At 59.3% G+C, this 18,776-nt stretch carries 27 protein-coding genes; 6 read left to right on the forward strand and 21 right to left on the reverse strand.

From position 1 onward, the window contains the following. The 5 genes from Q7C30_RS00170 to Q7C30_RS00190 all read right to left on the reverse strand — a co-directional run. A partial coding sequence (locus tag Q7C30_RS00170) for a phage protein NinX family protein (RefSeq protein ID WP_317870160.1) occupies nt 1-351 on the reverse strand: 351 nt, incomplete at its 3' end. Continuing rightward, nucleotides 348-656 (reverse strand): hypothetical protein, encoded by a 309-nt coding sequence (locus tag Q7C30_RS00175; RefSeq protein WP_317870162.1) that lies wholly within the window; start codon nt 654-656, stop codon nt 348-350. The genes Q7C30_RS00170 and Q7C30_RS00175, both read right to left, overlap by 4 nt. Beyond that, nucleotides 653-1,183 (reverse strand): hypothetical protein, encoded by a 531-nt coding sequence (locus Q7C30_RS00180; RefSeq protein WP_317870164.1) that lies wholly within the window; start codon nt 1,181-1,183, stop codon nt 653-655. Before Q7C30_RS00180 ends, Q7C30_RS00175 begins: the two co-directional genes overlap by 4 nt. Next, nucleotides 1,180-1,542 (reverse strand): hypothetical protein, encoded by a 363-nt coding sequence (locus tag Q7C30_RS00185; protein WP_317870165.1) that lies wholly within the window; start codon nt 1,540-1,542, stop codon nt 1,180-1,182. Before Q7C30_RS00185 ends, Q7C30_RS00180 begins: the two co-directional genes overlap by 4 nt. Then, nucleotides 1,539-2,174 carry a hypothetical protein gene (locus Q7C30_RS00190; protein ID WP_317870166.1) on the reverse strand — a complete coding sequence of 212 codons (636 nt, stop codon included), beginning with the start codon at nt 2,172-2,174 and terminating at the stop codon, nt 1,539-1,541. Before Q7C30_RS00190 ends, Q7C30_RS00185 begins: the two co-directional genes overlap by 4 nt. Before the next feature lie 205 nt (nt 2,175-2,379). Here Q7C30_RS00190 and Q7C30_RS00195 point away from each other — a divergent pair, with 205 nt between their 5' ends. Continuing rightward, nucleotides 2,380-2,694, forward strand: coding sequence for a hypothetical protein (locus tag Q7C30_RS00195; protein WP_317870167.1), 315 nt, complete (start codon nt 2,380-2,382; stop codon nt 2,692-2,694). Between the two features lie 28 nt (nt 2,695-2,722). On the opposite strand, the gene Q7C30_RS00200 is transcribed toward Q7C30_RS00195, so the two are convergent. Together Q7C30_RS00200 and Q7C30_RS00205 are read right to left on the reverse strand one after the other, a co-directional pair. Continuing rightward, nucleotides 2,723-3,448, reverse strand: a complete 726-nt coding sequence (locus Q7C30_RS00200) for a hypothetical protein (protein WP_317870168.1) — start codon at nt 3,446-3,448, stop codon at nt 2,723-2,725. Continuing rightward, a complete protein-coding gene (locus Q7C30_RS00205; RefSeq protein ID WP_317870169.1) occupies nt 3,445-4,332 on the reverse strand; it encodes a hypothetical protein in 888 nt (295 codons plus the stop codon). The genes Q7C30_RS00200 and Q7C30_RS00205 overlap by 4 nt, the downstream gene beginning before the upstream one ends. A 47-nt stretch (nt 4,333-4,379) precedes the next feature. Between Q7C30_RS00205 and Q7C30_RS00210 the strand changes: the two genes are divergently transcribed. Beyond that, the gene (locus Q7C30_RS00210; protein WP_317870172.1) at nt 4,380-4,913 is read left to right on the forward strand and encodes a hypothetical protein; all 534 of its coding nucleotides are present in this window, start codon (nt 4,380-4,382) and stop codon (nt 4,911-4,913) included. On the opposite strand, the gene Q7C30_RS00215 is transcribed toward Q7C30_RS00210, so the two are convergent. Both Q7C30_RS00215 and Q7C30_RS00220 read right to left on the reverse strand, forming a co-directional pair. Then, nucleotides 4,910-5,779, reverse strand: coding sequence for a hypothetical protein (locus tag Q7C30_RS00215; RefSeq protein ID WP_317870173.1), 870 nt, complete (start codon nt 5,777-5,779; stop codon nt 4,910-4,912). The two genes, Q7C30_RS00210 and Q7C30_RS00215, sit on opposite strands and share 4 nt — an antisense overlap. A 59-nt stretch (nt 5,780-5,838) precedes the next feature. Beyond that, nucleotides 5,839-7,938: a DNA cytosine methyltransferase gene (locus Q7C30_RS00220; RefSeq protein WP_317870231.1), complete on the reverse strand. Its 2,100-nt coding sequence runs from the start codon at nt 7,936-7,938 to the stop codon at nt 5,839-5,841. 125 nt (nt 7,939-8,063) lie between these two features. On the opposite strand from Q7C30_RS00220, the gene Q7C30_RS00225 reads away from it, so the two are divergent. Next, nucleotides 8,064-8,771 (forward strand): hypothetical protein, encoded by a 708-nt coding sequence (locus Q7C30_RS00225; RefSeq protein ID WP_317870174.1) that lies wholly within the window; start codon nt 8,064-8,066, stop codon nt 8,769-8,771. Between the two features lie 82 nt (nt 8,772-8,853). Here Q7C30_RS00225 and Q7C30_RS00230 read toward each other — a convergent pair whose 3' ends face one another. The 8 genes from Q7C30_RS00230 to Q7C30_RS00265 form a co-directional block, all read right to left on the reverse strand. After that, nucleotides 8,854-9,675, reverse strand: a complete 822-nt coding sequence (locus tag Q7C30_RS00230; protein ID WP_317870175.1) for a DUF2303 family protein — start codon at nt 9,673-9,675, stop codon at nt 8,854-8,856. A gap of 30 nt (nt 9,676-9,705) precedes the next feature. Continuing rightward, nucleotides 9,706-10,053, reverse strand: a complete 348-nt coding sequence (locus Q7C30_RS00235; RefSeq protein WP_038412811.1) for a hypothetical protein — start codon at nt 10,051-10,053, stop codon at nt 9,706-9,708. An 88-nt stretch (nt 10,054-10,141) separates the two neighbouring features. Beyond that, nucleotides 10,142-10,600, reverse strand: coding sequence for a hypothetical protein (locus Q7C30_RS00240; RefSeq protein WP_317870176.1), 459 nt, complete (start codon nt 10,598-10,600; stop codon nt 10,142-10,144). After that, nucleotides 10,597-10,845, reverse strand: coding sequence for a hypothetical protein (locus Q7C30_RS00245; RefSeq protein WP_317870232.1), 249 nt, complete (start codon nt 10,843-10,845; stop codon nt 10,597-10,599). The genes Q7C30_RS00240 and Q7C30_RS00245 overlap by 4 nt, the downstream gene beginning before the upstream one ends. A gap of 25 nt (nt 10,846-10,870) precedes the next feature. Beyond that, a complete protein-coding gene (locus Q7C30_RS00250) occupies nt 10,871-11,254 on the reverse strand; it encodes a helix-turn-helix transcriptional regulator (protein WP_317870177.1) in 384 nt (127 codons plus the stop codon). Between the two features lie 382 nt (nt 11,255-11,636). Continuing rightward, entirely contained in the window at nt 11,637-11,816 is a 180-nt protein-coding gene (gene csrA / locus Q7C30_RS00255; RefSeq protein ID WP_029614471.1) for a carbon storage regulator CsrA, read from the reverse strand. 26 nt (nt 11,817-11,842) lie between these two features. Then, entirely contained in the window at nt 11,843-12,625 is a 783-nt protein-coding gene (locus tag Q7C30_RS00260) for a hypothetical protein (protein ID WP_317870179.1), read from the reverse strand. Between the two features lie 65 nt (nt 12,626-12,690). Continuing rightward, nucleotides 12,691-12,870 carry a hypothetical protein gene (locus Q7C30_RS00265; RefSeq protein ID WP_317870180.1) on the reverse strand — a complete coding sequence of 60 codons (180 nt, stop codon included), beginning with the start codon at nt 12,868-12,870 and terminating at the stop codon, nt 12,691-12,693. Nucleotides 12,871-13,444: 574 nt separating this feature from the next. On the opposite strand from Q7C30_RS00265, the gene Q7C30_RS00270 reads away from it, so the two are divergent. Continuing rightward, complete coding sequence (locus tag Q7C30_RS00270; protein WP_317870181.1) at nt 13,445-13,774, forward strand: DUF1654 domain-containing protein; 330 nt, start codon at nt 13,445-13,447, stop codon at nt 13,772-13,774. A gap of 463 nt (nt 13,775-14,237) precedes the next feature. Here the strand turns inward: Q7C30_RS00270 and Q7C30_RS00275 are convergent, their stop codons facing one another. The 3 genes from Q7C30_RS00275 to Q7C30_RS00285 form a co-directional block, all read right to left on the reverse strand. Beyond that, nucleotides 14,238-14,855, reverse strand: a complete 618-nt coding sequence (locus Q7C30_RS00275) for a type VI secretion system-associated protein TagO (protein ID WP_317870182.1) — start codon at nt 14,853-14,855, stop codon at nt 14,238-14,240. A gap of 783 nt (nt 14,856-15,638) precedes the next feature. Then, nucleotides 15,639-15,875, reverse strand: coding sequence for a hypothetical protein (locus Q7C30_RS00280; protein ID WP_317870233.1), 237 nt, complete (start codon nt 15,873-15,875; stop codon nt 15,639-15,641). Nucleotides 15,876-15,877: 2 nt separating this feature from the next. Next, complete coding sequence (locus Q7C30_RS00285) at nt 15,878-16,687, reverse strand: S24 family peptidase (protein ID WP_317870184.1); 810 nt, start codon at nt 16,685-16,687, stop codon at nt 15,878-15,880. A 113-nt stretch (nt 16,688-16,800) separates the two neighbouring features. Between Q7C30_RS00285 and Q7C30_RS00290 the strand changes: the two genes are divergently transcribed. Next, nucleotides 16,801-17,037 (forward strand): hypothetical protein, encoded by a 237-nt coding sequence (locus Q7C30_RS00290; RefSeq protein ID WP_317870185.1) that lies wholly within the window; start codon nt 16,801-16,803, stop codon nt 17,035-17,037. Nucleotides 17,038-17,448: 411 nt separating this feature from the next. Here Q7C30_RS00290 and Q7C30_RS00295 read toward each other — a convergent pair whose 3' ends face one another. After that, nucleotides 17,449-17,877 (reverse strand): hypothetical protein, encoded by a 429-nt coding sequence (locus Q7C30_RS00295; RefSeq protein ID WP_317870186.1) that lies wholly within the window; start codon nt 17,875-17,877, stop codon nt 17,449-17,451. A 26-nt stretch (nt 17,878-17,903) separates the two neighbouring features. Here Q7C30_RS00295 and Q7C30_RS00300 point away from each other — a divergent pair, with 26 nt between their 5' ends. Beyond that, the gene (locus Q7C30_RS00300) at nt 17,904-18,776 is read left to right on the forward strand and encodes a phage regulatory protein/antirepressor Ant (RefSeq protein ID WP_317870188.1); all 873 of its coding nucleotides are present in this window, start codon (nt 17,904-17,906) and stop codon (nt 18,774-18,776) included.

Here is an 18,776-nt window from a genome sequence, read left to right on the forward strand (position 1 = left end):
AGCCATGAGAGCGCTGTCGCAATGCTCCGTGGTGTATTGATCTCCCCCCTTGAAGTAGACATCTGCGTACCATCGCTCAGAGCATTCAGTTCCCTCATGGCCATCGTGAGCCTCGGGAACAAGCGCCACCTGGTACTTCGATATCAGCGGCCCGCCCAGTGCCCAGTCTTCCCAAGGGTTGTATCGCTTGCAGCGCTCAGTCGCCTCACCCTTGTAGATTGCGAACACGCGCCAGCCGTTGCCGTATATCGGGGGTTCTAGGTGAAGAGTCAAACCCTCGGCCACCCCCACCGCCCAGCCCAGGGCCTCGCCCGACAGATCCGCCGTCTTCGCTTCGATCAGGTCGGTCATTGCTGCCCCTGCTTGGTCTTGGCCGCCCTGGCGCGCTCAATGTTCCCGTGCTTGCTCTTGCGCTGGATCTCCTTGAAGTTGCGGCAGCCGGACATGAACAGGGTGGAAGTCAGCTCGCGGCGCGTGCGGCCCACCTCCATGATGCCTTTCATGCCGTGCCGGCATAGCACGTAGGCGCCCTTGTACTCACCGCTGCTCATCATCACGGTGTAGAACGACAGGCGCATCGCCAGGCGCCAGCTGTCGCTGTTGTCCGATGGGCGCATGCGGCGAACGTACAGCTGGCCCTTGCGATATTTACTCATGGGGTCACCTGCTTGCGGTAGCCGGCGTCGTACAGCAGGCCCAAGCCTTCCATGGCTGTGGAAACGCTCGGTTGCCAGTAGGTCGACCACATTTCGGCGACGGCCTGCTCTCGTTCGGCCGCTGCGATTTGCTCGGGCGTGGGTATTGGGCGGAAAGTGCAGTATTCAAGGCGCCAACAGAGTTCACGATCGCCGACCTGCGCAACCAAGATCTCATCGCCAATGAACTTGATTGTTGTCTCGCGCCAACTGTTCTGTGTCCCAATCCTCAACTCGCATTTGCCACCGACCTGCGGAAGGCCATCGCCATCCCAGCGCGCCGGCCTCGGCGTGATGTACTGCACCTGACCCCGAGTGAAGTTTTGCCGCGTCTCGCTGGTCCCGCCGCCATAGGGATAGACCCGATCCTCAGCGCCTACTACGGCGTACTGGTCCATGTTGATCCACACCCTGATGATGCCATGGTGGGCGATCAGGCCGTGCCCATCCGCCCATTCGGGCGCCTTACTCCAATCGATCTTGCTCACAGCTCATACCTCTCATCAATCCAGCGCCCATGCGCCAGAGCGGGTGTAGGTTCGGGTTGGGTTTCGTGCGGTGAGAGCTGGCGCTCGTTGCCGGCCTGCATGTCAGATCGCAACATCCAATCAGGGAGGCAGGACAATCCGATAGCGGTACCCGCCGATCTCGTCCAGCAGGTCACGCCACGAGCGTCGTCGTGATCCACGGTCGTTCCTTGGAATGGGGTCTTCAGCTTTTCCTCAGCGTCTACATTGCTTGCCCTTTCCATTTCGAGACGGCATTGGGCAGGGTCGCTGCTCCAGCAGGAGGGCTTGCAGCCGACCAGGATGAAGAGCAGAGGAAGGCAGAGGGCGAGGCGGGTCATGGCTCGATCCTCCTGAATTCGACGACCCAGACCCAGGGGTTTCCGCTCCATGATTCATCACCGTTGATGCTGCTCCAGAGGCATTCGAACAGCTGGGCGGCAGTCAGCGTCTCGTCGGCGTCTGGCGCGCGGCGGAGAAAGCCAACACCTTCGGCCTCGGCCTGCTCCTCACTGATGTCCTGCAGCAGCTCGACTCGCACTGCGGTGATTTCCAGCAGGATTCGGCTAGCCCAGCGCGGCATGTGGATTGAGGGGCGCCCTCGGCCCTGCGAGATCATTGCGCAACCTGTCTGCCGGAAACTTCCATCGGCAGGGTACATGATGGGCTCGCCCTGGCTCAGGTCGCGCGGTGCTATCGAATCGAGTTGAGCATCTGCTAGCCACGCCTCGCGCACCCACAGTCGGTCGCCTGGTCGGCCGTATGGGCACTCGCGCACCTGTTCGTACCAAGGCTCGCCCGACTGCAATGCTGGCATCCATACATGCGGCGCGCCCGCGTAAGGGAACACTTCGGTGACTGAAGAGGGAAAGCCTGGCTTAACCGGGCGTCGGGTGACTGTCTTCCGTCCTTCCAGGATGGCTCGGACCATCGGCCCGCTGAACAGGATCGGGCGTTCCTTTGCTTGAGACATAGCTTCGCCTTTGCCGCCATATCGCGGCAGTGAATAGAGGGGAGAGGGGTTACAGCAGAAAGAGTACGAATGTACTCCTAATTTAATCTGAGCTATCGGAGGGGCGCTCGGCGCTATTTCAAGCGAGAGGCATCAATATTGGACAGATGTGATATCATATTGATACCTTTTGATACATAATTGTCCTACACATTAAGGAAGATCTATGGCTGTCACCTGTCCCAAATGTGGTTCCGATAAAACTCAAAAAAGAAATACTGGAACGAAAGTAGCAGCAGGTGTTGGCGCCGTGGCAGGAGGGGTCGGTGCTGTCGCTGGAGGAGGCGAAGGGGCTGCCATGGGTGCCGCTATTGGCAGCGCTCTATTCCCAGGGGTCGGCACGTTGGTCGGCGGCGTTCTTGGCTTCCTCGGTGGATTAACCGCTGGGGCCGCAGTTGGTGCAGCAGCAGGTAAGGTCGTCGACGAAACAATTCTGGACAACCATCTTTGCAACAATTGCGACCATACGTTTAGCATCTAATAGCCTCCCGCCCAGGGCGCATATCACTTTAGAGCGCTAGCTCGGTCTGCGCCTCGCGCTGCCAAATCGGTGCGCTGGTGTGCGCCTCGATACGATCAGCGATCACGCTGGCGCGCTGGCCGGCCGATGGCGGGGTGTACATGCCGAACCGGCTGATGCTGCCTCCGTTCACAGCGGCGTTCGTGCTATCAGCCGACGCCAACGGCAGGCTCTGGAATATTGCCGGGTCAAGCATCCGTAAGCCGTGGAGCCGGCATAGCGGGCGCCCTTGGTCGTCGCAGATGGCGTCCATTGCCGCGCCCATACGCTTCCACCAAGCGGCTGTTCCCGGCGAACGCCACTGGCCTGAACTGCCCAGGGCAACCGTCCGCCAGGTTTGGGCCAGGTGCTGCAGGCGTTCGATAGATTCGTGCATGTGCCAGACCGGGACGCCGACCAGGTGGCCAGGCCATTGTTCGAGCAGTCGGTCATTGGCGTCTTCGTCCCCGTCGATCACGTCAGGGATCAGCGCCCAGTCGAAGCCCGGGTGCCGGTGCCAGTCATCCACCCAGCGTGTGTATCCGTCGACATCGACCTGGCCGCCTTTCTTCCACACACTAAACGCGCCGTTGTCGAAGACAAAAGACTGGCAGGCCTCAGCGACGATCCCAATGTCGTCCGGCCGCGGGAACGGAACCAGGGCGTGCCGGCCGGCCAACATCCGGGCCGCGTCTTGCCGTGAGCCGCCGATAGGCGTGCCGTGGTAGTGGATCATCCGATAAGTCTCGATTTTTCCAGGTCGACCGGCGCGCTCGGCTCTGCGCTGGCGGACAGTGCGTTGCGCGCGACAGTGCCATCCTCGATGAAGTCCGGCTCGTCGCCGCACCACAGGATGTTCAGCGGCTCCCCGCTCACTGTGTCCCAGTTTCCGCTTTCGAAGTGGAAGTGCTCGCGGTCTGCGTAGAACTTCAGCGCAGCGCGCAGCCGCTCAATCTCGCCAGGCTCTGCGCTGGCGGATACCGTTGGAGCAAGGCGCTCCGCTCGCTTTATGACATCGTCAGCATTTTTTTCGGCGTCCTCCGGAGAATGTCCCGAGGTTCCGAAAAGGATCGCGATATGAACGGCGAGGTGGTCTTTCCACCATTTGACCAGTGTTGCCTGCTCGGCCATCTGCGCGCGCAGGGTGTCGCGTTCCTTGCAGACGATATCGAAGACTTCTTCTTTCACGCTAGTGTGCTGTAGACGCTTGACCTCAGCGCGCAGCCGCTCAACCTCGGCAGTGTCTACTGGCGATGGATGCGTGTAGACCTGCGCGCTGCCGTCCTCGCTGCACAGGTCAGGGGCATTCTCAGCGACCAACAGCGTCATTCCCGCGAACAGTTCGGCGGTGCCGCCCTCGAACAGCCAGTCCGGCTCAAGGCCACCATCGCCGTCATCGACCAGCGTGGCCACTGCCGTGAGCATGATCGGCTCGTCCTGGTGCTGCTGGGCTGGCTGTGCGCTATTACAGAGTTCCAGGTTCGAAGCCGTTGCACCGCAGCTCTCGCACTCCGGGCCGCGCGAGCCGTCGCCTCGCAGCCAGCACTCGGGGTCAACCTGGCCGCCGCAGAACGGGCACGGCGCATTCTCTGTATTGCTGGATAGGTTTTCTGTGGGCATGGGGATACCTCGGGGGTATATTCGCGTTCTCGAGTGGGAGGCGTTTGATGATTCAATCCATAATCGACTGGCTGAACGGACCGTCTGGCCCAGCCTGGATACAGGCTGTAGGATCAATCGGGGCGATATGGGCCGCCCTAAGAGTTAGCAACCGCCAGCTGGCAAAAGTTGCAGAGGCCAGCAAGCAGGAAAGCGAAGACCAAGTCCAAGCCATTTTGGCAGTTGGTATTGGAGCTGGTCACTATGGTGAGATGTGGTGTGACTTTGTACGTAAGCGGCCTTCGTCCCATGACTTTCGCATTTTTTGGACGAGATCCTTTGCTGATGTAATTGAAGCATCAGTCCACACTATGAAGCAGGTGCCCGCGCATCAACTAAGGAAGGTGGAGTTGATCAACGCGTTCAATGGAGTGATGAGCGTTCTTGTCGTCATTTCGTCGAAAACTAGAAGCGCTCTAGGTCGAGGTGCATTTGCCGATCAGGAGATTGCACTGACTTACAATGAAATATCGCAAGATTCAGCTCTTCTTCAGACGTATATGAACCTGCTGAGAGCAGGATTGGTGGATGTCGGCGGTTAATCTCCACAGAAGCAGTCGATGTCTTCTCCCAGGTAGTCGAAATCTAAATCCGTCTGCCTGGCGCGCTGGTCTGCTGACCAGGCTAGCGACCGGTAATTGGGCCGGTCCTGCCGGAACACCTGGCCGAACCGCTCTTCGGTACCAGACCACCAGATGACCCGCGACGGGTCTTCCTGAATGGTCCTGATCAGCTTGGGCTCGTTCTTCTTCCAGCACAGGTCGCAGTTGCCATATTCCGAGTCCATGCCCAGATCGAAAGGCTGCTCGGCCCAGAATTCGGCCACGTCCTCCTTGATGATGCCGGCGACGTAGGACGGGCAGACACTGTCCCAGCGTGCACTGCCGCGCTCGTTGGCGGTCATCATTCGGCTGTAGCGACGAGGCTCGTCATAGCGGATGCCGACTATGCAGTCCCATTCGTCGTAGCCGAGGGCGCGCATGTGCTTCTCGCCGATCTTCACCTTGAGGTAGGCGGTGCACATGTTGTTGCTGAAGTTTGGCAGCACGGCCGGCAAATTCTTTTCGGCCTTCCGGTAGGCCTCGTAGTACTCGAGCATCATGGTGAAGGGCTCGCCGTTGCGACTGGCCGTCTCGAAGTCGACGATCTTGTACCAGGGCGCGTCGGCCGGCTGGCCGTACACCCTGCACCACTCCATCCAGACGATGTTGACGCCCCAGTGCTTGGCCATGGCCTCGATGAATACCAGCGTCTCCTCGCGCTCTTTGCCGGTGTTTTGGAAGAAGGCGTGCACGTCTGCCGGTAGTTTGCCGCCGTGGGCCTCAAGGATTTTCCAGAGCATGTGTCCGCTAGTGCGGCCTCCACTGACGCCGATCTGCGCCGGCCCAGTGATCTGGTAGGGGTTCATGGGCAATCTCCATAGGATGCACCGCCCCAGCAGAACAGCGCTAATTTGATCGGTGGACCTCAGGCGGCTTGGGTTTGGTGCTGGGGCACACGCCAGGGGTCATTTGCGCGGGCAAGGGCAGCCATCGGTGGCGGGCTCACGCTGTTGCCGCACATGTGCACCTGCTCGGTCTTAGTGAAGGGCTTGCCGTCGGCGCCGCGGTCGATCACGTAGTCGGCCGGGAAGCCCTGGGCGCGATACAGTTCATGGGGCTGAAGCATGCGTAGGCAGATGTCGACGATCACGTAGGGCGTCCCCTTGACGTAAACAGTCACCAGCGCCAAGCGATCCTTGGTGGTGATGGTCGACAGCGGCTCGTCGCACGCGCTGACGTTGTGCGTGCCGTAGTAGCGGATCAGGAACGCGGCCACTCGCAGCGCGCCCTCTTCGTGTTCAGGCGAGAGTTTGTATTCGACCAGGGCGTGATGCTCGGCACCGGCAGTTATGGTCGGTACCGGCTCATCAGCGCCGCGGCCGGTGCAGTTTCTGCGCAGGGTGGCCAGGTGCGCCGTCGCCAATCGTTGTTGGCTGCCGGTGTTCGTCACCGTGCTCATCGGTTCGTCCATCGCTCGACCGCAGGTGGTGTTGAATCCGCCGTTGGCTTGCTCGATGAACGCAGTTACCAGCGCACGATGGTTTTGGGTCATGAGTGTGCCGACTGGCTGATCAACCGCTGTAGGCTTGCCGGAGTATTCCGGGCCGCCGGTGCCCACCATCACGGCCGAGGCCAATGCGTGCCCATTGCTGGCGGTAACCGTGCCCAGCGGCTGCTTGGTGTCCTTGCAACCTTCTCCCCACCGCTGCGGCCCTCCTGGCCGGCCTTCGCCATGTGCGGCGGTAATCATCACCGGGCTGGCGACCATCAGTTCGCCGCGGTTGGCCGCGGTGACCGTCGGCAACGGCTCTGCTGGATCATTCACGCGGTCGGCGCCTTGGTGCGTGGCTGGCATGATCACCGCGCTCGACAGCGCGTGCTTCACACCACCGGCGACCACGGTGCCAAGCGGCTGATCCAGGCCAGGTACACGCGGTGCCTGCCCGGACCGCTCGCCGTATCCCGACTGCACCAGGGTCGGGCTGGCGATAGAGAATGACCCGCCGCGCGGCCAGGAAGTGATGGTGCGCAACGGCTCATTCGCGGACTGGGCGAGTTCGCCGGACCAGTTGGCGATCGGCACAATGAAGGGCGCAGGATTGTCCAGAACGAACTTGTGCATTCCCTTGGCCACCCGGCGCAGTGTGGCATCTGCTAGCGCCTTTTTGCGGCCGAAGATGCTCTTGCTCGGCGCGCTCCAATCGATGCAGTCGGCGGCGGTGCGCCACTTCTGCTGTCCCTTGGCCGGATTCTTGGCGTGTGTCGGCTCCGGCCAAACGATGGGCTGGCCGTCGCAGCGGGCGATCATGAACAGGCGCTCGCGGCTGGTGGGCGCTCCATAGTCGCAGGCCTTGAGGATTCGCCACTCGACCTGGTAGCCCATCCCTTCAAGCAACTGCACAAACCGGCGCCAGGTGGTGCCGCGGCGCTTGGGATCGGGCACCAGGAACTGGTTGTGCACCGGCACACGCTCGCCTGGGTCCGCCACGCGGTTGACCATGCTGTTCGGCTTGGTCGGGTGCGGTACCAAGTCCAGGGTAACAACCCGGCCGGTGGCCTTGTCGCGCTTGGCGATCAGCCGATCCCACTGCAGGATCTGCTTCACGTTCTCCAGGCTGATGACCCGCGGGCGCTTCTTCCCGGCCCACTTCAACCCGATCCAAGACAGGTTGCGGATCTCGCGCTTGCGCGGCTGACCGCCGGCGGCCTGGCTGTGATGGGTGCAGTCAGGCGACATGTGGAACCAGCCGACCGCGCGCTCTTGGCACTCGGCGTCGGGGTCGCCGTCGAAGACGTCTGTGGTGAAGTGCCGGGCGTGCGGGTGGTTGACGGTGTGCATGCTGATCGCGGACGGGCTATGGTTCTTTGCCACGTCAACTGGCCGGCCCAAGCCAATCTCCAGGCCGGTACCGGCACCTCCCCCACCGCAGAAGAAGTCGACAATTATCTCATCATCTTGGGGGTTGAGACCTAGACCGTACTGCGTCTTAAAGTCAAAATCTTTACGCCTAGGAAATGCAGGCATGTTGATATCCTTTGCATGGCAAGTGGAGGAAAAGTCTTGCAATGTTTGAGTTAGTGCGGCGGTGTGAGGAAGAAGAGTTTTCTAAAAAAAATTTAGTGCGATCTAGATAACAAAGGTAACGGGTAATGGCGAATGCCAAAGAGATTAACTTTCTAGAGTTGGGCGGAAAGTTGGCAGGGGTGCTGGGTTTTCTGGCTTTCCTAGCTTATGGATGTGGATACGCAAGATTGTTTATGATCTACAAGTCGTTGGGCTGCCTATGGGTCTTGCCATTCCATAGCTTTCAGGATGTTGCCTATGAAGGCGTGATGAGCATTTTTATAATTTCGGTGATCGCGCTTCCCCTAGTCTTTTCATATAGAAGAGCTGTGGATGCGGATAACGCAGGCCGCAAGATTGTCGGAATGGTCCTGATTGGCCTGATAGCTGCTGTAGGGCTGGCGCACTTGCTGGGCTATAGGTTCGACTACCGTCTACATGATTTGATTATTTACCTATGCTGGTATGGCTTCCTTGGTGTGGCGGCAGCAGGTACTGCATTGCATTCCATTGATTACAAAACATATAAATATCTTCCTCCAATGATAGGCGCTTTTCTTGTATCAGCTATATTTGCAGGATACCAACTCTATGGTGATGAGAGCTTTCAATCTCTGAACGATAAAGGGCGATTCAAGTTAGTGGAGAGTAACAGCGGTGAGCATGCTGCGTTGATTTCCGCAGTCTCTGGAAAGTTTCTTGTTAGATGGTGCGGCACGGACGGTTCTTATCGATTGATCTCTAATACAGACGAATGGGCGGTTTCTCGCAGTCGTCAAGACGCTTGCCAGTAATTAAGCTGAGCATAACTTGACGCTGCAAGATGGTTTCGGTTTTTGTGTGCGGGGCTGACTGAGGCCACAGCCAGCCCATAAATCACTGCGATTTTGAGTCGAAGCTGCCCAATACCAACTTGGCAGCAACGCCGACCTTTTCCCCGAGCACCTGCTTGAACTCCTGAGCAATCGCCTCGCGCTGCGCTTCCTCCCCCAACCAGCGCAGCTTCAACACCGGCTGCGAACCACTGGTGATGACAGAAACACGCAAGCGGATCACCTGCTCGCCCAGGCCTTCGAACGGGATGACTTTGAAGTCGAGCCAGGCAGGCAGCGTTTCTTTGCTGCTGGCCTCGATCGAGTCCATGGCGCTGCGGCTGGCGCGCGTCTCGCTGACGGCGTGATCGCTCTCGGACGACGCCTTGACGGTGATAGTGCGCACGGCGGCAATGGCCTTGGCGATCGACATGCCGGCGCCGTTCTCGTCAGTGGCTGTCAGGTGCTGGTGCCAGTCTTCGATCCAGTCGCTCATGGCCTTCTGCACCAGCGCCTGGCCACACACAGCCTGGACAGCCGCGAATGCAGCGGAGGGCTTCAGGCGCAGCACGGCACGGTCGTCAGCATGGCCAGGGTGATTCGGCGTACCCAAGTTGAACAGCAACACACAGCTCATGACGTCCTGATCGATGAAGCCTCGGGCGTCTGGCGCTGCGCGCTCGACGACGTAGGCGCCGAAGTCGGCCAGTGAATGCGTGGAATAGGTGCCACGGAAACGGTTACGGCCTTCTTGGTACCGTTCCAGATCAACCACGTTGAAATGCTGCGGCACAACAACGACCGGACCTAGGGCGGGCAGGTCGCGCCCGGCGGCTGCGATGGTGGTTTCTTGGATGAGCTCGAGCGCTTCTTTGGTGAGGGACATGCGGTGGTTCCTTGTGCGGGTGGAGTGGTGTTACTTGCGGGGATGGACCGGGGCTTCATCGCGAGTGAAGAGCTGGTCGTGCTTTTCTGGGAACAGCGAGATGTTGCCGCCGGTGCCTACGTACATCGGGGTGTCGAGGCAGGTGTTTTCGCTGCGGTCGCCGCGCTTGGTCGGCACCTTGTAAGCGAGCTTGTGCTTGATCTTCACCTGGTGCGAATCGCCGATCTGGGTGAAGTCCAGGGTGATGGTGATCTTGCCGGCCTTGCCGTGATCGACCACGCCGGCCGCTACTTCCGAGAGGGCGTGGCCGATCTGGCTGGCGAAGGCGCCGCCGTTGAGTTCCTGCAGGAACTCGGTTGTGTCGGTGGGCTTGGACATTGCTGCGTCTCCTGATGGACGATGCCGCTGGGCGGCAAGTTGATGTGCTGCTGGCGCCGGCCGTGCCGGGTGCGGTTGTGGATTCGTTTCACGCTGCTTTCTGCTGATTCCAGGCGCCGACCGCCGCAAAGATCTTGGCGGCCTCTGCCTCATCGAGGGTTGTGTCGGTAGGGATGGCGATCCAGCCGGATGCCACAAAGTGATTCGGGTTGGCCTTGGCCCGTAGATCGCTGTAAGTCATCTCAATCACATCGGTCAGGTGCTCGGCGCGGTAGTTGCCCTGTGGCGCGACCTCGATTGACTTGTGGTACCGCTCGCCGAACTCAGTTCGGCAAAGCACGCTGACGTAGATGGTCCAGCGGTGTGGGATGTCGCAGACCGCGTCGACGATCTGGCGAATGCGGATCTGCTTGAGGTTCTTCCAGTTGATCAGCACCTGCTGGCCGCTGGGGTCGATGTTGACCACGGCTGCGTGGTTGGCCGACACCAGCGCCCGGCACGTGCGCTCCAGTCGCGCCCGCATGTTGTGGTGCTTGCGCTTGCTCATTGGCGTGTGCCTTTGGAAGCAGTGCCAGCCTCCATCGCCGATGCGAAACGCAACGCGGCTTGATAGGTGAACGCATAGCCCTGGACCGCACCGGTCACCGCGTCGACTACATCCCAGGCCTGGCCCTGGCTCGCGACCTGGAAGCGTGGAGCGCCGATCTTCTCGCGAGTTTCTGCGCGCACCACTTGGCTGCGCTCGAGTAGAGCGGCGAGCACGGTCAATTTTTCCTGAAACGCAGTATGCATGTGCATGGTGTGATCCTCAATGGGGTCAAGCGTAGAGCTCGAGGGCGTCTGCCCTGCGGACGATTCGTACTTGAGCGGTGCGCCGCTCCGGCGCGCGGCGGTCGCGGCGTATCGGATCGGTGTCGTCGATGACCGCGTGCATTGCGATCAGGCCGGCGAGAGCGATACAGAGGGGGCTGATGATGTTGCGCCGCATCGCTTCGGCTACCAAGGCCGCGCGGCGCGGCACATCGAGCTTGAACATGGCCGAGGCCAGTCGCTTCTCGACCGTGCCCGGCGCAATCGCGATGCGCTGTGCGATCTGCTTCGTTGTGAGGCCCTGCGCTACCTTGAGCACGCATTGCAGCTCACGGGGCGCAAGCCCGCGCCCAAGGTGGCCCATCCAGGCGCCAGTGGTGATCGTGTCCATGATTGATTGTTCTCGGGGGAGGGGAAGCAGCATTGGAGAGCGAACCCGCCTGTCTCCCTGAACATGCTTGATGTCGAGTCGGGAACGCTCTCCGATGCAGCCTGGTGATGGGGAACCAGGTGAATCGGGCCGGTTACTGATCCGGCGTCGATGCCATCGACAGCCCGCTTGGTCTCTGACCGCTATCGGGGCCGGTGGCAAACCGGCGCGCTCCGGGCGGCTATTCTCTCGGCCTGCCATCGACCGGGGCTGTAGCGCCCGGTTAGCTGCCATGACCCATGGTGGGGTGAGGCATTGCGTTACTGCTTCATGGCTGCGGTGCTCCTGGGCGGTTGATTTCCCGTCTGGCCCTCAGTCTGGAAGGCCAGCCAGTGAAATCGCTTCAGGCCGCAGCGTCAGCTTCCGCCTTGATCCGTTCATGAATCTCGCTACGGTGAACAGCCACCTCGGCCGGCGCATCGACGCCGATCCGGACCTGTCCGCCGCTGACTTGCAGCACCGTCACGCGGATGTTGTCGTTGATCACAATGGTTTCGCTTGCCTTGCGGGTCAGTATCAGCATGGTCCTGCTCCTTTGTTGATTTGCGGTCAGTCGTCGAACCCGTAGCTGAAGTCGTCTGCGTCACAGTCAATGACCAAGATCGCATTGCCGAAATAGAGCGAAGCGAGCATGCGTTCCCACTTGGTACGGATCCGCATGTTCACAGCGATCCGCTTGTCATCGAGCTTCGCGCTCAGCACCTCGGCCAACTGCTCGGTCGGGCGGAAGGTGTCCCCTGTTTCCCGTTCGCCCACGATGTGGAGGTGCAGAGAATTCTTGAGGCTGTACGTCCCTCTCCGCTCTTCGCGCCATGACGAGACGTTGCGGCTTTCTTCCGGTTCTGGATCGAACCCGATGTAGATGAACTCGGACCGACCACTCATGGTTTCTTCGAAGCGGATCTCGGGATTGTTCCAGTGTTCCTCGGCGGCTCGCTCCCGGTGCGCGCTCACAAACTCGGTAAGCAGATCCTTGAGCGATACTTCGCCGCTCAGCAGGCCTTCACCATCCATTACTTCCGCGATCGCTTTCTCGGCTCGATCCAAGACAGTGGACTGCAAGGCTGCAGCCTCCCAACGCTCGCGGAGCGCGTTCGCAACCAGTGCGTTGTAGCGCTGCAGCTCGAACATATCGGTGACATTGGCAGGAAGTGCTGCGCTGACCGCCTCTTTGACCGCCTTGCCGAACGTGCCATAAGACCGGAAGGTGTCGGCCACGACCTCCTTGAACATGCTCTCAATGCCTTGGTCGATCAGCTCGCGTGCTCGCTCAGACTGGGCGTAGATGCCGACACGTTCGGTCAGCAGTTCCTGTAGGGTCTGTTGGGACATAATCAATTCATCCTTGGGGTTGGTTTCCCGTCAGCCCCTCGCTGGAAGGGCTGCAAGTGAAACCGTCAGGCTGCTCGCACTTTGCTGGCTCGCGCCTTCTTCTCGACGCCGCCAACCTCAACTACCAGGTACTCGCCGCCACCTTTGCCCTGGCCCAGGTTGGTGGTACCCACATATTTGCCTGGGCACTCGGCACCGCGTGGGTTGGTGAAGATGACGGCCTGGCCTTTCTTGAATTCGCTCATGGTGAGCTCCTTGGGTTTGGGTTGATTTCCAAATGCAGCCTGTCGCCAAGCTGCATCAGTGAAATCGTTTCCCTCATTACCGCCGGGCTGGCGGGGCGCATTGCATACCCGGGTCATTCGCGCGGTTCGAGCCTTTCGCTCTCGGTCAGCCGTGCAGGGTGTTCCTGCCGTGGGCAGCCTTTCGGGGCTGTCTGATCGCCGGTCGCCGGTAGAGGCAAAGCGGTCTGTTCACCAGTTCCAGAGCTGGCATGGGGATCGAATTTATTGCTCGCGCTGTTCGCTTTTCAGCGATGCCCGCTAGGGGGCTCCCTTAACCGGGGATCGATCCGCGAGGTTCCCAACTGAGTTAAAGAGCGCTCGGCTTTGGGGCCTGGGCAGGCCCTAATCGGCAACTGCGTGGAATGAAATTTAGCCTCGGGCTAAATTCTCGTCAATAGCTCCGAGCTAAACTATTTTCGCTGAGCGCCGAAACGGCTTCTGGACTCAATAATGTCCGGACCCTTTACGCCCGATTTAGCAGTCCGCTATGATTCCTCATCACCTGTACGAATATACAGTTATGGAGAGTGGGAGCATGGGAGCGGTACTTCAGGAAAATTCATTCCCTGTGCGGGAGGAGCTGTCTGGGATTGAGCGGCTAGGCCTGCGAGTGTCTTCGATGATCAATCACCCCATCGCGCAGTTGCAGCGCTGGGTGACGATTCATCGCTTAGACACAGACGGTGATATGGAGTGGGAAGAGGTTATGGGTTTACTGGCGGAGACGCCTGAGTTGGACCTGACGTTCAACGACGATGAAAGCGTGACAGTTCGTTGGGAGAGGGTGAAAGCTGAAGATCGAGACGACCTGGTAGTGGAGAGAAGCCAGAAGGATGAGGGACTGGAGGCGGAGGTGCCTTTCTGACCAGCACAAAGGTCCAGCTCCAGGCGGGTAAATGAAGGAATCTGAGTTCAGTCCTCGGCAGGCACAGTCGAGCTCAGCAGCACCGATCCGACAGTGCGGTGCTCAAGCGCAACGTTGTCATTCTCGCTCGCTCCGTGCTGCTCCCTGCCGATAGAGACCGATCAATCTTTTTGCGCGGCATGCGAGTTCATGATCTTCTGGATGCGTGCGCCGATCATTTCGTAGGGCGTCGGCGGGGCAGGGGCTTTGGATTTTGCTCTCTGCTTTGCCATGGCTGAATCTCCAATACTGTATGGATGGACAGTGATTTATCTGGAGGCAGCTGGCAATACTGGATGGAGTACATTCGTGCTCCTTGAGCAAGCGGGCGTGGAAAAGCCCGTGCTAAGCGGGCTCCATGGACGCGGTTCAGTCACTCTCTGGGACTAGGTTTGGCCATGTGGCCTCTGGAGAGCCAGACATTTCACCAAGAACAACCTTTTCTGATGTCGGCGAATGCGGCTTCAGCCCCCGAAATGTCGAATGTGGCCGTAACAGGGCTCTCGCTGTATGGCGTTACGTTGGCTACGAACGAAGTGGTTTTGATCATTTCCTTGAGCGCAGCAACCGGAGAACCGGGATAGAAAGACGAAGTGTGGTCAGTGGATACATCCCAGGTATGCGTCTCAGCCTTGGATTTGCCAATTCGGTGCGTTACCCGCGCCGAGTCAGTTCCCAAGAAGGATTTCCAGTTGATGTAAAGCTCGGTTTTGTTCAGAGCACATCGAACGACGAGATCAATCCCTTCCCCAAGGCGTCCTCTGCCGCTGCTCGCATCGAGCCGAGCAAGATAAATCGATTTGTCTGTCATCGGGTCGGTGGTGGTTGAGGTAGACCACTTGCCTTTGTTTGCGGATGAGGTAGGCACGGTTTTAGTGGTTAGCCCGTTGCTTTCCGCCAGCGTGTCGAAGCACGACAGGCGCTCGACAGAGTTATCTAGGGCTGCGCATCTCATCATTTCTTTTTCTGAAACATCTGCGAACGTGGGGCTTGCAGTCGCAAGCGCTAGGGAAAGCGCGATAGCTTGAATGGCGATTTTCACTTGGATCCCTCCGGAAGAAAGTCCCAATTCTATCACTCTGGCCATCAGCCATCACGCACCCAAAGAAAAGCCCGCACTGCTATGCGGGCTAACGTAAGGATCGGATGAGCGTTCACTGTGCGAGGGGGGGGCGTGAAAAAAGCGTGAAGGCATGAAAAAAACCGCCGAGGCGGGCTGGTCAGATACAGGAAGCCCGGCGCTGGGCCGGGCTCCATGATGGACGTATTTTCTATTAGCACAAATACGTTACGACTCGCACGCACCAGGATCTTTATATGCTTCGCACCATGCGGCCTTCAAAAGGACCCTGCATTCCGCGTCGTATTTTTCGCGTAGCTTAGCAGTGCTAGCTGGCGTCATTGGCCCTGGCGTCTCTTTGTGTAAGTCCACCATTTTCTGTGCAACGTCATCCTGAGCCTTGGGTGTAGAGCCTGCATGTACTAAAAGCGCATAGGAGGCTTTCGAGGACTGCTTGCGGCTTATATCGGGCTGGTCGCCAGCTACTGAAAGCACTTCGTAGTAGGCTGCGCAGTGGATGTCTCTGTCATATCGAGTATCGGCTTGGGTCGCTAAAGAAATGCTAGCGAAGATGGCGAAGAGGGCCAGCGGCATCGGGGATAGGCGCATGAAAACGAGTCCGTTCGAGAGGGGGTCGGATTTTATCAACTCAGGACGCAGATACAAGAGGCCCGGCGCTGGGCCTGGCTGAGATGCAGATGTGTGCGACTGGTGCGCAGGCATGAAAAAGCCCGCAGAGGCGGGCTGTCGCTCGGGATGTCTCCGTCACTCTCGAGCCCGCTCAATCAGTCCAGCCTTCACCTCATCCACATACCTCACCAACCGATCCTCCCCAGCCTGCATCACCTGGCAGATCCTGATCACTGCCTGGGCATCTGGTTCATTGCCGGCCTGGCTCAGCCGCTCGGCAATCCGCATCAGTTCGACCGCTGACCACTTGAGATCGGAGGCCAGGCCCTGGAGGTCGCGCGGGAGGTCTTGGTTGGGTTTGGCTAGGGGCATGGTTACACCGGATTCCCATTCCATACGTAAAGCACCCTGGCCAGGATATGCGTGTCATCCACGCGAATTTCCTCGGGCTCGTGGTGCTTGTTGTCCGAGATCATCTTGAATCGACCCTTGCCTTTCTTTTGCAAGCGCTTCACGTACAGCATCTCGTCATGGGAAAAGAGGTAGATACCATCTCCGGTGAACTCGCGAATCGTGATGTCGACCAGCAAAGGGTCTCGATCCTTGATGGTCGGGGCCATTGACTGACCCCAGCCTGTAATCATTTTTAGATGGAAGTGGTCCTTGAACTTCACGCCCATCTCGCGCAAATGCGTAGGACTGACACGAATGTCCTGGAGCATCTCGGGATAGTCGTGTGGGATCTGCCCGCCACCCATCGCAGCTCGGACGTCGTAGTGGGCAATCCACACCTCATCCCCGACCAGGCCTGGGCGGGAGACGTCCACCGTGATGACGTTCTCGTGGGATTCTTCTGCTGCAGCAGCCATCAGCCGCTGGCGCGTTGCGTCAGATAATCCTTTTCCGCTCTTTGCCAGCATCTGCTTTACCAGCTCGGCTGCTGACGCCGGACCGGTTTCTAACTCTTGCGTATCGTCCGGTATTGAGTCGAACCATCCGCGGGGTAGGCCTTCAATCACTTCAATACGCCGAGCTACGTCATCGCCAAGGTTCTTGACCGTCTTGTCAGAAAGGATCTGGCTCAAGTGCGCAGCCGACATCTCCCAGCGCTCGGCACAGGCCCCTTTCCTCTGGCTGCCAATTAGCTTCACCAGATTGTGTTTACGAATCTCGTAGATATCCATGCGGCGAAGAATGCCAGTGTTTAGCTCTATGCTAAATGTGCGCAAAGCTAAATTATCCTTGCTCGAAAATTAGCCTTAAGCTAAATTTTGACCTATGTGTAAGGAGAACCCTCATGAATGATCACCTCCGTGATTGGTTGGGCAGGGCCACAAATGAGCGCCGGCAGCAGGTCGCAGCCGACGCGAAGACCACTGTTGGCCATATGTGGCAGCTCGCAGGTGGTCACCGTAAGGCCTCCACCGAGCTTGCCGAACGACTTCAGGACGCTAGTGATGGCGAGATCACTATCGCCGGGCTGCGTCCCGATCTGATCGCATTTGCCCGCAAAGCGCTGAAAGGCGCCGCCTAGCTGCCTTAGACGGCGGGCAGGAGTACCCGTATAGCCTGTGCCCGCACAGCCACGTGTTCAGGCAGAGCGAATTATCACCTTGCCAGCACCCTGCCAGTAGTGCAGCGAACTAGCTGTGAATTCATCCAGTAACCCGGAGATACCTATTGAACACCGACGACGCCGAGAACAAACAGAGCCGCCTCACAGGCCTGGACCGAGAGATCGCTATCCGAGCCATCGCAGCGCTGGCGCGTGGTACTCCCGTTGAGGCCGCTTACCAGATTCTGGCGGGCATTGAAGCGCTGGACGCAGGTCCTGGCGCGCCGATGGTGATCTGGCCGACGGAATCCAGCCGGGAGCAGAGGACCGCTTGGCACGAAGCCGAAGCGACCTACTGGCGTGAGTCGGCCGCTCGCTACTCAGCAGTACTTAGCCAGCCGGGTCCTGCTGCTCAAAGTGCTGATACAGCTCCGACTCTGGAGCAAACCGATGCGCCCACTGCTTCGGCGGCTGCGACTCAGCCTCGTTCAGCTTGAAGTCGAGCAGTTCGTGATGAAGCAGATAGAGCAAATCGAATTCGGTTTTCGCCGCTTCAATGGCCTGGGTGAGTGTCCAGTGGTGCTTGTTGATCAGGTACAGATGCAGGGCCTGCTCGACCGAGAGCTGGCGCCAGGTCGATCGCTGGTCGGATCGAATCCGATTGGCAAAGCAGCGGAGCTTGTACAGGCCCAGGGCCATGCGTGCTTCCTGCTGCTGATGGTCGCGCCCGATTCGCTCCTGAGGATTCTCCCTCAGGTAGGACACACAGAAATCAAGGGCACTTGTCCAGTCCCATTGATGATCAATGCGTTCGCTCATATGTCCGGCCTCCTAGGCCTTTTCGTGTGGACGCAAAAAGCTACCACGGATGCGCCGGACACCCACAACGCCTGAATTCCAGGCACAAAAAAACCGCCTGGCGGGGCGGTTTCTTCAACAACTTTTCGAGGTCGATTATGCATAGAGCGATCGATGCAAGCAACACCCACACCGCCATGGCGATTGCAGGCGGTACGCAGCCACGTCACTTGATGTCGACCCGTGAGATTGCAGAACTCACCGGCAAGAGCCACGACAACGTGCTGCGTGACGCGCGGGCGCTGGCCAAGAAGGGTGTCCTCAAATCTGAGGAGACCCTCTACGTTCACCCTCAAAACGGCCAGGCCTACCCTGAATTCCTTCTCGATCAACGTGATGCCCTGGTGCTGGTGTCCGGCTACAACGCCACGCTGCGCGCCCGGATCATTGATCGCTGGCAGGAACTGGAATCCCGAGTGCTGGCGCACCTGCAGGTGCCGAGCAACTTTGCCGAGGCTCTGCGCCTGGCAGCCGACAAGGCCGAGGAGAACCAGCGTCTCCAAGATGCGCTGGCCAAGCAAGCCCCCAAGGTCGCGGCGATCGTGCGCCTGGCCGGTGCAGGCGGCGCGATCTGCGTCACTGACGCGGCGAAGCAGCTCGAGCTGGCGCCATCGAAGCTGTTCGGCTGGCTGGAGGAAAACCGGTGGATCTATCGCCGTCGCGGCTCCAAGCGATGGATCGCCTATCAGCCCCGCATCAGCGCCGGCCTGCTCAAGCACAAGGTGACAGGCCTCAAGCCAGATCCGGAAACCGGCAGTGATCGAGCGGCGTTTGATGTGCTTGTCACCCCGAAAGGGCTGGCGCGTCTGGCAGAGCTCCTCGCAGTGCCCGCTGCCCTCACAGACCCAGGACGGGCCTGA

The sequence above is a fragment of the Pseudomonas sp. RAC1 genome (genome assembly GCF_030658255.1).
Classification (GTDB): Bacteria; Pseudomonadota; Gammaproteobacteria; order Pseudomonadales; family Pseudomonadaceae; genus Aquipseudomonas; species Aquipseudomonas boreofloridensis.

Excerpts from the sequence above, each read along its gene's own strand:
- Q7C30_RS00225 (WP_317870174.1), top strand. The coding sequence starts at position 8,064 with ATGGCGAATGCCAAAGAGATTAACTTTCTAGAGTTGGGCGGAAAGTTG.
- Q7C30_RS00285 (WP_317870184.1), bottom strand. The coding sequence starts at position 16,687 with ATGGATATCTACGAGATTCGTAAACACAATCTGGTGAAGCTAATTGGC.
- Q7C30_RS00215 (WP_317870173.1), bottom strand. The coding sequence starts at position 5,779 with ATGAACCCCTACCAGATCACTGGGCCGGCGCAGATCGGCGTCAGTGGA.
- Q7C30_RS00210 (WP_317870172.1), top strand. The coding sequence starts at position 4,380 with ATGATTCAATCCATAATCGACTGGCTGAACGGACCGTCTGGCCCAGCC.
- Q7C30_RS00205 (WP_317870169.1), bottom strand. The coding sequence starts at position 4,332 with ATGCCCACAGAAAACCTATCCAGCAATACAGAGAATGCGCCGTGCCCG.
- Q7C30_RS00280 (WP_317870233.1), bottom strand. The coding sequence starts at position 15,875 with ATGCCCCTAGCCAAACCCAACCAAGACCTCCCGCGCGACCTCCAGGGC.
- Q7C30_RS00245 (WP_317870232.1), bottom strand. The coding sequence starts at position 10,845 with ATGCATACTGCGTTTCAGGAAAAATTGACCGTGCTCGCCGCTCTACTC.
- Q7C30_RS00270 (WP_317870181.1), top strand. The coding sequence starts at position 13,445 with ATGGGAGCGGTACTTCAGGAAAATTCATTCCCTGTGCGGGAGGAGCTG.
- csrA (WP_029614471.1), bottom strand. The coding sequence starts at position 11,816 with ATGCTGATACTGACCCGCAAGGCAAGCGAAACCATTGTGATCAACGAC.
- Q7C30_RS00295 (WP_317870186.1), bottom strand. The coding sequence starts at position 17,877 with ATGAGCGAACGCATTGATCATCAATGGGACTGGACAAGTGCCCTTGAT.
- Q7C30_RS00250 (WP_317870177.1), bottom strand. The coding sequence starts at position 11,254 with ATGGACACGATCACCACTGGCGCCTGGATGGGCCACCTTGGGCGCGGG.
- Q7C30_RS00240 (WP_317870176.1), bottom strand. The coding sequence starts at position 10,600 with ATGAGCAAGCGCAAGCACCACAACATGCGGGCGCGACTGGAGCGCACG.
- Q7C30_RS00265 (WP_317870180.1), bottom strand. The coding sequence starts at position 12,870 with ATGAGCGAATTCAAGAAAGGCCAGGCCGTCATCTTCACCAACCCACGC.
- Q7C30_RS00260 (WP_317870179.1), bottom strand. The coding sequence starts at position 12,625 with ATGTCCCAACAGACCCTACAGGAACTGCTGACCGAACGTGTCGGCATC.
- Q7C30_RS00175 (WP_317870162.1), bottom strand. The coding sequence starts at position 656 with ATGAGTAAATATCGCAAGGGCCAGCTGTACGTTCGCCGCATGCGCCCA.
- Q7C30_RS00290 (WP_317870185.1), top strand. The coding sequence starts at position 16,801 with ATGAATGATCACCTCCGTGATTGGTTGGGCAGGGCCACAAATGAGCGC.
- Q7C30_RS00185 (WP_317870165.1), bottom strand. The coding sequence starts at position 1,542 with ATGACCCGCCTCGCCCTCTGCCTTCCTCTGCTCTTCATCCTGGTCGGC.
- Q7C30_RS00200 (WP_317870168.1), bottom strand. The coding sequence starts at position 3,448 with ATGATCCACTACCACGGCACGCCTATCGGCGGCTCACGGCAAGACGCG.
- Q7C30_RS00230 (WP_317870175.1), bottom strand. The coding sequence starts at position 9,675 with ATGTCCCTCACCAAAGAAGCGCTCGAGCTCATCCAAGAAACCACCATC.
- Q7C30_RS00190 (WP_317870166.1), bottom strand. The coding sequence starts at position 2,174 with ATGTCTCAAGCAAAGGAACGCCCGATCCTGTTCAGCGGGCCGATGGTC.
- Q7C30_RS00195 (WP_317870167.1), top strand. The coding sequence starts at position 2,380 with ATGGCTGTCACCTGTCCCAAATGTGGTTCCGATAAAACTCAAAAAAGA.
- Q7C30_RS00220 (WP_317870231.1), bottom strand. The coding sequence starts at position 7,938 with ATGCCTGCATTTCCTAGGCGTAAAGATTTTGACTTTAAGACGCAGTAC.
- Q7C30_RS00235 (WP_038412811.1), bottom strand. The coding sequence starts at position 10,053 with ATGTCCAAGCCCACCGACACAACCGAGTTCCTGCAGGAACTCAACGGC.